General features: G+C 56.3%; 14 protein-coding genes. 4 read left to right on the forward strand and 10 right to left on the reverse strand.

Annotated elements, in window-relative coordinates; genetic code table 11:
• Positions 1 to 17: 17 nt before the first annotated feature.
• Positions 18 to 1,883 carry a 1-deoxy-D-xylulose-5-phosphate synthase gene (dxs, locus tag HFD87_RS03270; protein WP_167422926.1) on the forward strand — a complete coding sequence of 622 codons (1,866 nt, stop codon included), beginning with the start codon at positions 18 to 20 and terminating at the stop codon, positions 1,881 to 1,883.
• A gap of 80 nt (positions 1,884 to 1,963) precedes the next feature.
• Positions 1,964 to 2,938, forward strand: a complete 975-nt coding sequence (locus HFD87_RS03275; protein ID WP_033756762.1) for an aldo/keto reductase — start codon at positions 1,964 to 1,966, stop codon at positions 2,936 to 2,938.
• A 66-nt stretch (positions 2,939 to 3,004) separates the two neighbouring features.
• Here the strand turns inward: HFD87_RS03275 and pgpA are convergent, their stop codons facing one another.
• The 6 genes from pgpA to nrdR all read right to left on the reverse strand — a co-directional run bounded on the left by pgpA (position 3,005) and on the right by nrdR (position 7,075).
• Complete coding sequence (pgpA, locus tag HFD87_RS03280; RefSeq protein WP_031293112.1) at positions 3,005 to 3,499, reverse strand: phosphatidylglycerophosphatase A; 495 nt, start codon at positions 3,497 to 3,499, stop codon at positions 3,005 to 3,007.
• Complete coding sequence (gene thiL, locus HFD87_RS03285; protein WP_010255374.1) at positions 3,489 to 4,466, reverse strand: thiamine-phosphate kinase; 978 nt, start codon at positions 4,464 to 4,466, stop codon at positions 3,489 to 3,491. The genes pgpA and thiL overlap by 11 nt, the downstream gene beginning before the upstream one ends.
• 55 nt (positions 4,467 to 4,521) lie before the next feature.
• Entirely contained in the window at positions 4,522 to 4,941 is a 420-nt protein-coding gene (nusB, locus tag HFD87_RS03290; RefSeq protein WP_010255372.1) for a transcription antitermination factor NusB, read from the reverse strand.
• A gap of 19 nt (positions 4,942 to 4,960) precedes the next feature.
• On the reverse strand, positions 4,961 to 5,431 hold the full coding sequence (gene ribE, locus HFD87_RS03295; RefSeq protein ID WP_010255369.1) for a 6,7-dimethyl-8-ribityllumazine synthase: 471 nt from the start codon (positions 5,429 to 5,431) through the stop codon (positions 4,961 to 4,963).
• 90 nt (positions 5,432 to 5,521) lie between these two features.
• Positions 5,522 to 6,622 (reverse strand): bifunctional diaminohydroxyphosphoribosylaminopyrimidine deaminase/5-amino-6-(5-phosphoribosylamino)uracil reductase RibD, encoded by a 1,101-nt coding sequence (ribD, locus tag HFD87_RS03300; RefSeq protein ID WP_167422927.1) that lies wholly within the window; start codon positions 6,620 to 6,622, stop codon positions 5,522 to 5,524.
• A 3-nt stretch (positions 6,623 to 6,625) separates the two neighbouring features.
• A complete protein-coding gene (nrdR, locus tag HFD87_RS03305) occupies positions 6,626 to 7,075 on the reverse strand; it encodes a transcriptional regulator NrdR (protein WP_009091750.1) in 450 nt (149 codons plus the stop codon).
• 188 nt (positions 7,076 to 7,263) lie between these two features.
• On the opposite strand from nrdR, the gene lysM reads away from it, so the two are divergent.
• Positions 7,264 to 7,701 (forward strand): peptidoglycan-binding protein LysM, encoded by a 438-nt coding sequence (lysM, locus tag HFD87_RS03310; protein WP_010671197.1) that lies wholly within the window; start codon positions 7,264 to 7,266, stop codon positions 7,699 to 7,701.
• A gap of 16 nt (positions 7,702 to 7,717) precedes the next feature.
• Complete coding sequence (locus HFD87_RS03315) at positions 7,718 to 8,287, forward strand: DUF3251 domain-containing protein (RefSeq protein ID WP_163850634.1); 570 nt, start codon at positions 7,718 to 7,720, stop codon at positions 8,285 to 8,287.
• 62 nt (positions 8,288 to 8,349) lie between these two features.
• On the opposite strand, the gene secF is transcribed toward HFD87_RS03315, so the two are convergent.
• Genes secF through tgt form a run of 4 tightly spaced genes read right to left on the reverse strand, consistent with a single transcriptional unit; the run spans position 8,350 to position 12,682 of the window.
• Positions 8,350 to 9,318: a protein translocase subunit SecF gene (secF, locus tag HFD87_RS03320; protein ID WP_010255357.1), complete on the reverse strand. Its 969-nt coding sequence runs from the start codon at positions 9,316 to 9,318 to the stop codon at positions 8,350 to 8,352.
• A gap of 10 nt (positions 9,319 to 9,328) precedes the next feature.
• Positions 9,329 to 11,176, reverse strand: a complete 1,848-nt coding sequence (gene secD / locus HFD87_RS03325; protein ID WP_071997994.1) for a protein translocase subunit SecD — start codon at positions 11,174 to 11,176, stop codon at positions 9,329 to 9,331.
• A 25-nt stretch (positions 11,177 to 11,201) separates the two neighbouring features.
• A complete protein-coding gene (gene yajC, locus HFD87_RS03330) occupies positions 11,202 to 11,534 on the reverse strand; it encodes a preprotein translocase subunit YajC (protein WP_010255353.1) in 333 nt (110 codons plus the stop codon).
• Positions 11,534 to 12,682, reverse strand: coding sequence for a tRNA guanosine(34) transglycosylase Tgt (gene tgt, locus HFD87_RS03335; RefSeq protein ID WP_010255351.1), 1,149 nt, complete (start codon positions 12,680 to 12,682; stop codon positions 11,534 to 11,536). Before tgt ends, yajC begins: the two co-directional genes overlap by 1 nt.
• Between the last annotated feature and the right edge of the window lie 74 nt (positions 12,683 to 12,756).

Here is a 12,756-nt window from a genome sequence, read left to right on the forward strand (position 1 = left end):
TCCATAATGAGTCTCTGATGAGTTTTGATATTGCTAAATACCCGACACTGGCGCTGGCAAACACGGTTCAGGAGCTGCGCGCCCTGCCGAAAGAGAAGTTGCCTGCGCTCTGTGATGAACTGCGTCAGTATCTGTTAGACAGTGTAAGCCGCTCCAGCGGCCATTTTGCGTCGGGTCTGGGCGTGGTCGAACTGACGGTTGCGCTGCATTATGTCTATAACACCCCCTTCGACCATCTGGTATGGGATGTGGGTCATCAGGCTTATCCCCATAAAATTCTGACCGGTCGCCGCGATCGCATCGGTACGATTCGTCAGAAAAATGGCGTACACCCGTTTCCATGGCGCGGCGAAAGTGAATATGACGTATTGAGCGTCGGTCACTCGTCAACCTCCATCAGTGCCGGTCTCGGCATGGCCGCGGCGGCAGAACGTGAAGGTCAGGGTCGTCGCACCGCCTGTATTATTGGCGATGGCGCCATCACCGCTGGCATGGCGTTTGAAGCGATGAACCATGCCGGTGATATCAAGCCGGACATGCTGGTGATCCTCAACGACAACGAGATGTCGATCTCCGAAAACGTCGGCGCGCTGAATAACCGTCTGGCGCAAATCCTGTCGGGTAAAACCTATGCGCGACTGCGCGAAGGCAGCAAGCGTGTGCTGACCAGCCTGCCACCGATCAAAGAGCTGGTAAGACGCACCGAAGAGCATCTCAAAGGCATGGTCGTGCCGGGTACGCTGTTTGAAGAGCTGGGCTTTAATTATATCGGCCCGGTAGATGGTCACGATGTGCTGACGCTGGTCAATACGCTGAGCAACATGCGCAGCCTGAAAGGGCCGCAGTTCCTGCATATCATGACGAAGAAAGGCAAAGGCTACGCCCCGGCAGAGGAAGATCCGATTGCCTGGCACGCCGTGCCTAAATTCGATCCTGCGATTGGCGAACTGCCAAAAAGCGCGGAAGGCCTGCCGAGCTACTCTAAAATCTTCGGTAACTGGCTGTGCGAAATGGCCGCCGACGATCCGAAACTGATGGCGATTACGCCAGCAATGCGCGAAGGCTCCGGCATGGTGGCCTTCTCACGCGAATTCCCGAAACAATATTTTGATGTGGCAATCGCCGAGCAGCACGCCGTGACCTTCGCTGCCGGTATGGCGATTGGCGGCTATAAACCGATTGTTGCTATCTACTCCACCTTCCTGCAGCGCGCCTACGATCAGCTGATCCATGACGTCGCCATCCAGAAACTGCCGGTCCTGTTTGCTATCGATCGCGGTGGTATTGTTGGCGCGGATGGTCAGACTCACCAGGGCGCGTTTGATCTCGCCTATCTGCGCTGCGTGCCGGATATGGTGATCATGACCCCCAGCGATGAAAATGAGTGTCGGCAGATGCTCTACACCGGCTATCACTATCAGGATGGTCCAAGTGCGGTGCGCTATCCGCGCGGCACTGGTGTCGGTACGCCACTGGCTCCGCTGCAGAGCCTGCCGCTGGGTAAAGCCGTGGTGAAACGTCAGGGTGAAAAGCTGGCGATTCTGAATTTCGGCACCCTGTTGCCGGAAGCGGCCGCCACGGCGGAAGCGCTGAATGCGACTCTGGTCGACATGCGCTTTGTGAAGCCGCTGGATGAAGCGCTGATCGCCGAGCTCGCCGCCACGCACGACTTGCTGATTACGCTGGAAGAAGGCGCCATCAAGGGCGGTGCCGGCAGTGGCGTCAATGAATTTGTTATGGCGAAACGTCTGGCTGTTCCGGTGCTGAACATCGGTCTGCCTGATGAGTTCATCCCGCAGGGGACGCAGGACGAAGTGCGTCATGACTATCTGCTGGACGCGGAGGGCATTCAGCAGCAGATCGCCCGCTGGCTGGCGCAGTAACCTCCTCTCGCTGCGCTCCCCTCGGGGAGCGCAACATCCTGCTATGCTAAGACCTTTGCACTTTCGCAGGAGCCTCCACCATGAAAACGATTCAACTGGGTACCACCGATCTGCAGGTGTCGCGTCTCTGTCTTGGCTGCATGACTTATGGCGAACCCACGCGCGGCAACCATGCCTGGACGCTGCCGGAAGCGAGCAGCCGTCCGCTGATCCAGCAGGCGCTGAACGCAGGGATCAACTTTTTCGATACCGCCAACAGCTATTCAGATGGCAGCAGTGAAGAGATCCTGGGTCGGGCGCTGAAAGACTTTGCCCGCCGTGAAGAGATCGTGGTCGCCACCAAAGTCTATTTCCCGCTGACCAATCTGTCACAGGGATTGTCGCGCAAGAATATTCTGCAATCCATTGATGACAGCCTGCAGCGCCTCGGCATGGAGTATGTCGACCTGCTGCAGATTCACCGCTGGGATTATGAGACGCCGCTGGAAGAGACGCTGGAAGCGCTGCATGAAGTCGTGCAGTCTGGCAAAGCACGTTATATCGGTGCCTCGTCGATGCACGCCAGTCAGTTTGCCCAGGCGTTGCAGATGCAGTCGGAACAGGGCTGGCATCGCTTTGTCAGCATGCAGGATCAGTACAACCTGATTCAGCGCGAAGAGGAGCGTGAAATGCATCCGCTCTGCCTGCAAGAGCAGATTGCCGTGCTGCCGTGGAGTCCGCTGGCGCGCGGTAAGCTGACCCGCCCGTGGGGGGAAAATACCGCGCGTTCCGCCTCTGACAAAGTGATGGCGTCGCTCTATGACAATACCGAAGAGAATGATGCCGTGATTGCAGAGCGTCTGGCGCAGGTGGCGGAAGGTAAAGGTGTAACGCGGGCGCAGGTGGCTCTGGCCTGGCTGCTGAGCAAGCCTGCCGTCACGGCACCGATTATTGGTGCGTCGCGTGCTGAGCAGTTTGAGGATCTGGTGAAGGCGGTGGATGTCACGCTGAGTGACGAGGAAGTTGCACTGCTGGAAGAGGTCTATCAGCCGCATCAGCCGGTAGGATTCGAATAAGGCTGGCAACAAAGTGACGCCCTGCCCGGGCGTCACCTTCTGTCGCGGTGTGAAGAGCCCTGGCAGTTAACCCGCCAGCCAGACCCCAAAGCCATACAGCATGGCAGCGGAAATCACGCCAGCAATAATGTCATCCACCATAATGCCCATGCCGCCATGCACATTGCGGTCAAACCAGCGAATCGGCCACGGCTTCCACATATCAAGAATACGGAACAGCACAAAGCCACCCAGAACCCATTGCCAGCTGTTGACCGGAATCGCCATCAGCGTGATCCACATGCCGATAAACTCATCCCAGACAATACTGCCGTGATCGTGTACGCCCATATCTTTAGCGGTGCGATGGCAGAGATAGACGCCAACGCAGATACCGACCAGCACCACCAGCGAATAGAGATCCTGCGGCAGATAGGTCATCAGCCACCAGAACGGAATGGCCGCCAGCGATCCCATGGTGCCAGGCACGACCGGGCTTAATCCGCTGCCGAAACCGGTCGCCAGCAGATGCCAGGGATTGCTCATCCGCAGGCGACTCTTCGCCACGTCGTTATTTAGCATCAAAGTGATCAAACCCTTTATGACGGAATGTGGCGGGCTTGCCATTATCCAGCAGCGTTAAGCCTTCCGACTCCGGCGCCATCTGTCCGATGCAGGTATAGGGCACGCCCAGGTGACCCAGCGCCACATCGAGCGCGCCGCGATTGACCTCGGGCACCGTAAAGCAGAGTTCGTAATCTTCTCCGCCACTCAGCGCCCAGCGCAGGACCTGCTCAGGGTCGAAATGGTCGCGCAGCGCAGCCGAAAGGGGCAACGCATCCAGATTAAGCCGTGCGCCACAGCCGCTGGCTTTCAGCACGTGGCCGAGATCGGAAATCAGGCCGTCGGAAAGATCCACCGCTGAGGAGGCCAGCGAACGCAGCGCCTGGCCCTGCAGAATGCGCGGCATAGGACGCAGATGACGTTTAATCAGCGCTTCATGCACCGCCGGATCGCTGATACGGCAGTGATGCTGCAGCAGCGCCAGGCCCGCGGCGCTGTCACCCAGCGTTCCGGTCACGTAAATCCAGTCACCCGGCTTCGCGCCTGAACGTTTCAGGGCGCGGCCCTGCGGCACCAGACCGTGAATCGCCAGCGTCAGGCTCAGCGGGCCACGGGTGGTGTCGCCGCCGACCAGCTGCATGTCGTAATATTCCAGCAGTTCAAACAGGCTTTCGCTGAAGGCAGAGAGCCAGCTCTCATCGACCTGCGGCAGCGTTAAGGCCAGCGTCAGCCACGCAGGGTCGGCGCCCATGGCAGCAAGGTCGCTGAGATTCACAGCCAGGGCTTTGTAACCCAGATCGGCAGGATGGATATCCCGTAAGAAGTGCACACCCGCGACCAGGGTATCGGTGCTGATCGCCAGCGTCTGTTTTTCCGGCACGCTAAGTAACGCACAATCGTCACCGATGCCGAGTTCGACATCACGGCGGCTGCGTGTTCTGCGGTTGAAGTAGCGTGCGATGAGTTCAAATTCACCACAAGACATAATTGCGTTCCGCTTAACCCTTCATGAAAAAAGGCCGGCAAGCCGGCCTTTTTGTTTATTTGCGATTGGGTCGAATTTGTGGACCGGCTTTATCAAGCACGCCGTTAACAAATTTATGACTGTCTTCGGCACCGAAGACTTTCGCCAGCTCAATCCCTTCGTTGATGGCCACTTTATAAGGCACATCATTACGTTTGCTCAGCTCATACAGCGAGATGCGCAGGATAGCTTTTTCTACCTGGCCCAGCTCTTCGAGCTGACGCGACAGATAGGGCTTCATCAGTCCATCCAGATACGCACTGTTGGTCGCCACACCGGACAGCAGTTCGCGGAAGTAGGTAATGTCGACGTCTTTGACGTCCTGTTCCGCCAGAAACTGGTATTCCACATCGGCAATGTCGTTATTCGACAACTGCCAGGAGTAAAGCGCCTGAACAGCGCACTCACGGGCGCGACGACGAGCAGCAGGTTTCACAAAATTCCCCTTACAAAAATCAGGCTTTAATGGCTTTCAATACGTTGATCATTTCGAGCGCAGTCAGAGCCGCTTCAGCACCTTTGTTACCCGCTTTGGTGCCGGCACGCTCAATGGCCTGCTCGATGCTTTCAGTGGTCAGCACGCCAAACGCGACAGGAATCTCGCTGTTCATGGCAACGCTGGCGATACCGGAGCTGGCTTCACCCGCCACATATTCGAAGTGCGCAGTGCCACCACGAATAACCGTACCGAGTGCGATAATCGCATCATATTTGCCGGTGTTGGCCAGCGCGCGTGCTGCCAGAGGCAGTTCGTATGCACCAGGCACCCAGACTACGGTGATATTGTCATCTTTGACCTGGCCGATACGTTTCAGGGCGTCAACTGCGCCATCCAGCAGGCTGTCATTAATGAAGTTGTTAAAACGCGCGATAACGATGGCAACATTGGCCTCAGGCGTTGCAACAGCAGCTTCGATAACTTTCATACTTATCCTTTCAGGGGTTTGGTTGGCCCCGCGCAGGGGGGCGGATTCTATCATACTCTTGGGCGGCGTGCTCTCGCTTTTCCGACCGTGTTATTGTGGTGTCAGGGTCAGGCGTAAATCGTCACCGACCTGGCGGACATCACTGAAACGGAAGGCAGGTGCGTCAGCCAGCTGGCTCAGTCCCGGCAGCTGACACAGCCCGCGTCCTTCATGACCTAACAGCTTAGGCGCCAGATAAACAATCAGTTCATCGACCAGTCCGGCCTGCAACAGGGCACCGGCCAGCGTTGCGCCCGCTTCAACCCAGACGCTGTTAATCTGTCGCTGTCCCAGCAGCATCATCATCGCCACCAGATCCAGCTGCTGTTCGCGCAGCGGAACAGCGATTTGCGTCACATCAGCGGGCCAGCTCTGCTCATCGGGCTGATGACGCATCAGCCAGGTTTCGCCCGGCTGCGAAATGAGCCGATGCTGCGGCGTCACGCGATTCTGGCTGTCGATAATCACCCGCACCGGCTGACGCAGTTGCTGTTCATTGAGCAGTGCCTGGCTCTCCGCATTGAGTTCAGACCAGCGTACCGTCAGGGAAGGATCGTCCGCCAGCACCGTGGCGCTGCTGCTGAGAATGGCGGCGCTCTGCGCACGCAGGCGCTGCACATCACGACGGGCAGCCGGCGAGGTTATCCACTGACTTTCGCCGCTGGCCATTGCCGTTCTGCCATCCAGTGAGGCACCCAGCTTGAGCTGGATCCAGGGGAAGCCAGTGCGCATGCGTTTGAGGAAACCGCGATTCAGCGCCTCCGCTTCCGCCATCATCAGACCGTGGCTGACCTCGATGCCCGCCTGATGCAGACGGTGCAGTCCGCGCCCCGCCACCTGCGGATTCGGATCCTGCATGGCGGCCACGACACGGGTAACGCCAGCGGCGATCAGCGCATCACAGCAGGGTGGCGTACGGCCATGATGGCTGCAGGGTTCCAGCGTGACATAGGCGGTTGCGCCACGCGCTTTCTCGCACGCCATGCGCAGGGCGTGGACTTCAGCATGCGGTTCACCGGCGCGCTGATGCCAGCCCTCACCGACCACCTCGCCATCGCGCACAATCACGCAGCCCACATTGGGGTTCGGCATCGTCGTAAAGCGGCCGCGTCGCGCCAGTTCCAGCGCACGCGCCATGTAAAGTTCATCCATGGTTTAATCCTGTAACCGGGCGATCTCTTCGCCAAAATCACGAATGTCTTCAAAGCTGCGGTAAACCGAGGCAAAACGGATGTAGGCGACTTTATCGAGCTTCTTCAGCTCATCCATCACCAGATTGCCGATCAGCTTACTGGGGATCTCACGTTCACCGGTGGCACGCAGCTGGGTTTTAATATGGTTTACGGCGCTTTCAACCGCATCGGCGCTGACCGGACGCTTCTCAAGCGCTTTCATCATCCCGCTGGCCATTTTGTCTTCATTAAAGGGTTCGCGCACGTCATTGCTTTTCACCACGCGTGGCATCACCAGTTCCGCCACCTCGAAGGTGGTAAAACGCTCATGACACATCAGACACTGGCGGCGGCGGCGCACCGAAGAGCCTTCACTAACCAGACGAGAATCAATCACTTTGGTGTCCACAGCGGAGCAGAATGGGCAATGCATGACGTTTCCTGACGCGAGAGAGATGGGCCAGACAGTGTAACGCGAACTGCGAATCAACAAAATCTCTTCCGTGCCTTTCCTGTGCCACCACGCACAGCATAAATGATGTTAAATATCAGCGACGGCAAAAGGGTCTACGCTTATAGAGCCGAAAGACGGCGTATATCCACTAACACACTGGAGGTTGTATGGGTCTGTTTAATTTTGTGAAAGAAGCCGGTGAAAAATTATGGGATGCCGTGAATGGCGGCGATGACCAGAATAAAAAGCTGCAGGATCACATCAACAAGCTCGGGTTACCCGACAGCGACAAAGTGGATGTGAAGGTCAATGGCGATACCGTGACCGTGACGGGCGATGGCCTTTCCCAGGAGCTGAAAGAGAAGATTCTGATCGCAGCCGGTAACGTTGCAGGCATCACCAAAGTGGAAGATAAGGTGACCGTGACAGACAGCGCGGCCGAGTCAGAACTTTACACCGTGAAAAAAGGCGACACGCTGAGCGCAATTTCCAAACAGGTTTATGGAAATGCCAACGAATACAACAAGATTTTCGAAGCGAATAAGCCAATGCTCTCTCATCCTGATAAGATCTATCCTGGCCAGGTTTTACGTATTCCAAAATAACGGACAAGGATAACTTATGAGCAGGATGGTTTGGGTTCCGGTGGCGCTCTCTCTGGTGATGCTGAGCGGTTGCAGCAGTAGCGCCAGCAACCCGCAGGTCAGAGAGTTGCATCAGGAAGTGAGTCAGCTTAATCAGCAGATGCAGCACCTGACCACGCAGGCCAGCGCGCTGGAGATTCAGGGGCAGTTAAACAGCCATTCGCAGCAAGGCGCGTGGCTGATCCCGCAGGCGAACACGCCGGTGGCACTGCAAACCCAGCTCGGCACGCTGCGACTGGCGCTCTCGCCTGTCACCGCTGAAGCCAGCGGCTCGCGGGCAACCCTGACGGTACTCTCAATGGACGATCGCCCTTTGCCCGCCCTGCACGCTACGGTGAACTGGGGCGAACTCGATCCGGCAACCGGTAAACCACTGAGTAACGGCAGTCTGAGTCAGACAATAGCGGTCCCTGCCTCGCTGTTGCCCCAGCATTCGGTGAGCATACCGCTGCAACTCAGCGGCCTCACGCCGGATCAATCAGGTTATGTCCGCGTGCATAACGTCACCGGCGACGCACCTGCGCAGACCTCCCCTGCTGCACCCTGATCACAGGTGCAAAATAAAAACGGGCAGCCACATGGCTGCCCGTTTTTATTTCTCTGCGGCGATTAAGGCAGGATAGAAGGCTGATCGGCGCCCTCTTTCTCGACTTTCTGCACCAGCATATGTTCACGCTTCATGCCCAGCTTCAGCGCCAGCGCCGAAGAGACATAAATTGATGAAATCGTACCAATCGTCACACCAATCAGCATGGTCAGTGAGAAGCCTTTCAGCAGCGCACCACCAAACACGAAGAGGATGAGGATCATCGCCAGCGTGGTCAGCGAGGTAATCAGCGTACGGCTTAACGTCTGGGTCAGTGACACGTTAGTAATATCGTAAGAGCTGCCGCGACGGATCTTGCGGAAGTTTTCACGAATACGGTCCGACACCACGATTTTATCGTTAAGCGAGTAGCCAATCACCGACATCAGTGAGGCAACAATCGTCAGGTCGATTTCAATGCGGAACAGCGCCAGCAGGCCGCAGGTGATGATCACGTCATGCGCCAGCGCCAGCACGGTACCCAGCGCCAGACGCCACTCAAAGCGAAAACCGATGTAGATCAGAATCGCAATCAGCGCGGACAACAGCGCCATCGCACCCGCCTGCGCCAGGTCGCTGCCCACACTCGGACCCACGAACTCAATGCGCTTAACGGTAGCATTCTGCTGGGTGGTCTGGTTAATCACCGACACCACTTTATTGCCTAACTCGGTGCCCGCCGGGCCGGTAACCGGTGCCATACGCACCATGACGTCACGGCTGCTGCCAAAGTTCTGCACCAGCGGCTCGTCAAAGCCCGCTTTCACCAGATCACCACGCAGGACTTCAAGATCGGCCGGTTTTTCCAGCGCGATCTCAATCACCGTACCACCGGTGAAATCGAGGCCCCAGTTAAAACCACGCACACCCACGATAGCAATCGCGGCGAGAATCAGCAGTCCCGAAATGATGAAGGCCAGCTTATCCCAGCGCATAAAGTCGACGACTTTACGCCCGTGGTTCAACTGCTCAATGTTATATTCCTGTGCCACAACGCACTCCTCAGATAGACAGCTTGTTGATGCGTTTGCCACCGTAAACCAGGTTAACAATGGCACGGGTACCGACAATCGCGGTGAACATTGAGGTTGCGATACCAATTGCGGTGGTAATAGCAAAGCCTTTGATCGAACCGGTGCCGACTGCATAAAGAATGATAACTTTGATCAGGGTGGTCACGTTCGCATCGACAATACTGGAGAAGGCGCCTTTATAGCCCTCATGAATTGCCTGCTGAACCGAGCGCCCGTTACGCAGCTCTTCTTTAATACGTTCGTTAATCAGCACGTTGGCATCCACCGCCACCGCCAGCGTTAACACGATACCGGCAATACCCGGCATGGTCAGGGTCGCGCCCGGCAACAGCGACATAATGCCGACAATCAGCACCAGGTTAACCAGCAGCGCGCTGGTCGCAATCAGACCAAACTTCTTGTAGAACACCACCATAAACAGGATCGACGCAAGCAGACCCCACAGGCAGGCTTCCAGACCCTGAGTAATGTTCTGCTGACCCATGGTCGGCCCGATAGTACGCTCTTCCACAATCTGGATGGGCGCAATCAACGCACCGGCACGCAGCAGCAGCGAGAGCTGACGCGCTTCGTTCGGGTTGTTGATACCGGTGATGCGGAAGCTGTTCCCCAGACGAGACTGGATGTTGGCGACGTTAATCACCTCTTCCTGTTTCACCAGAATTGAACGGCCATTGGCATCTTTCTTACCGCTGTCTTTGTACTCCACAAACAGGGTCGCCATCGGCTTGCCGATGTTGTCCTTGGTGAAGTTCGACATGATGTTACCGCCTGCGCCATCCAGTGAAATGTTCACCTGTGGCTGGTTGTACTCATCCATGCTGGAAGTCGAGTCGGTGATGTGGTCACCGGTCAGGATCACCCGCTTGTAGAGCACCACCGGCTGGCCATCACGCATGTCTTTAACTTCAGAGTCACCCGGTACACGACCACTGGCCGCTACGGTTGGATCCACGCTGGTGTTTACCAGACGGAATTCCAGCGTCGCCGTTGCACCCAGAATCTCTTTAGCGCGTGCCGTATCCTGAATACCCGGCAACTCAACTACGATGCGATCGGAACCCTGACGCTGTACCAGCGGTTCAGCCACGCCCAGCTGGTTCACACGGTTACGCAGAATAGTAATGTTCTGCTGAACCGCATATTCACGCGCTTCGCTGAGACGAGCATCGCTCATGGTGGCACGCAGGGCATCGCTGCCGCTGCTGTTGATCACCAGATCCTGATGACGCGAGGTCAGCCAGGAGATCGCCGCATCGCGGCTGGCTGCGTCACGGAAACGAATTTCCACGCCGTAGTTCGCGATTTTGTTGACGGTGGTGTAAGGGATACTTTTGGTGCGCAGGTCGCTACGCAGCGAGTCAGCATTCTGCTCCTGCAGTTTGCCGAGTGCAGTGTCCATGTCCACTTCCATCAGGAAGTGCACACCACCACGCAGATCGAGACCGAGTTTCATCGGTTCTGCTGACAGCATACTCAGCCAGCGAGGCGTGGCTGGCGCGAGGTTCAGCGCAACAACGTAGTCTTCACCCAACGCTTTCATGATCGCTTCACGGGCGCGTAACTGCACATCCGTATTATTGAAGCGCGCGGTAATCGCACCATTTTCCAGCGCAACAGATTTGCTCTGGATATTGTCTTGTTTTAATGCGGACTGAATTTGATCCAACGTCTGCTCACTGGCGGCGCTTCCGCGCGCACCAGTGATTTGAACGGCCGGATCCTCACCATACAGGTTGGGAAGCGCATAGAGCAGGCCGACGAGAATCACGACGACCAGCATCACGTACTTCCACAAAGGATAACGATTTAACACGGCAGTTCCCTTAGGGAAGAAAGAATTACAGCGCCTTGATAGTGCCTTTAGGCAGCACGGCGGCGACGAAATCACGTTTAATGACGACTTCATTGGTGTCATTCAGCGCGATAGCTACGTAGCCCGTGTCAGAGACTTTTGTTACGCGGCCTACAAGGCCACCGCTGGTCAGCACTTCATCACCCTTAGAGATAGAATCCATCAGCTTCTTGTGCTCTTTCGCACGTTTCTGCTGCGGACGCAGGATCATGAAATAGAAAATCAGACCAAACACCACCAGCATGATCACCAGAGAATACGGACTTCCCTGAGACGGTGCGCCTGCTGCGGCCACGGCGTCAGAAATGAAAAAGCTCATTAAATTTCCCTCATTGATGAATTATCAGACGTTAAAGGCGGAACTTCTTTGCCCGTCCGTTGGTAGAACTCGTTTACAAAGCGCTCTAATTTACCCTCTTCGATGGCCTGGCGTAAACCTGCCATCAGGCGCTGGTAATAGCGCAAATTGTGGATAGTGTTCAGACGCGCGCCCAGTATTTCGTTACAACGGTCGAGATGATACAAGTAGGCACGACTATAATTGCGACAGGTGTAACAATCACACTCCGCATCCAGTGGCGCAGTGTCATCTTTGTATCTGGCGTTGCGGATTTTCACCACACCCTCAGTCACAAACAGATGACCATTTCGGGCATTACGGGTCGGCATCACGCAGTCAAACATATCGACGCCGCGACGGACGCCCTCAACCAGATCTTCTGGCTTGCCGACACCCATCAGATAACGCGGTTTATCCTGCGGAAGCTGCGGACAGACGTGCTCAAGAATACGGTGCATGTCCTGCTTAGGCTCACCCACCGCCAGGCCGCCCACAGCGTACCCATCAAAGCCAATCTCTACCAGACCTTTCACCGAGACATCTCGTAAATCTTCGTAAACCGAGCCCTGAATAATGCCAAATAGCGCATTTTTATTGCCCAGGCTGTCAAAACGGTCACGACTGCGTTGCGCCCAGCGCAGCGACATCTCCATCGAGCGTTTGGCGTAGTCCCAGTCCGCCGGATAGGGCGTACATTCATCGAAAATCATCACGATGTCGGAACCGAGGTCATACTGAATCTCCATCGATTTTTCCGGATCGAGGAAGATCGGGTCGCCGTTGATCGGGTTACGGAAATGCACGCCCGCTTCGGTGATTTTACGGATGTCGCCCAGGCTGAAGACCTGGAAGCCGCCGGAGTCGGTCAGGATCGGCCCTTTCCACTGCATAAAGTCATGCAGATCGCCATGCAGTTTCATGATCTCCTGACCCGGACGCAGCCAGAGGTGGAAGGTATTGCCCAGAATGATCTGCGCGCCGGTCTCCTGCACTTCTTCCGGCGTCATGCCTTTAACGGTGCCATAGGTGCCAACAGGCATAAACGCAGGGGTTTCCACCACACCGCGATCAAAAATCAGACGGCCACGGCGTGCGCGCCCATCTGTGGTATCAAGTTCAAATTTCACAAAGCCTCCATCGGAGAAACAGTCCGATGCAGATAACCTTCAGTCGCTCTCAGTCGATTCCGGCTATCGGTTAA

The organism is Pantoea sp. EKM21T (assembly GCF_011800405.1).
GTDB lineage: Bacteria > Pseudomonadota > Gammaproteobacteria > Enterobacterales > Enterobacteriaceae > Pantoea > Pantoea agglomerans.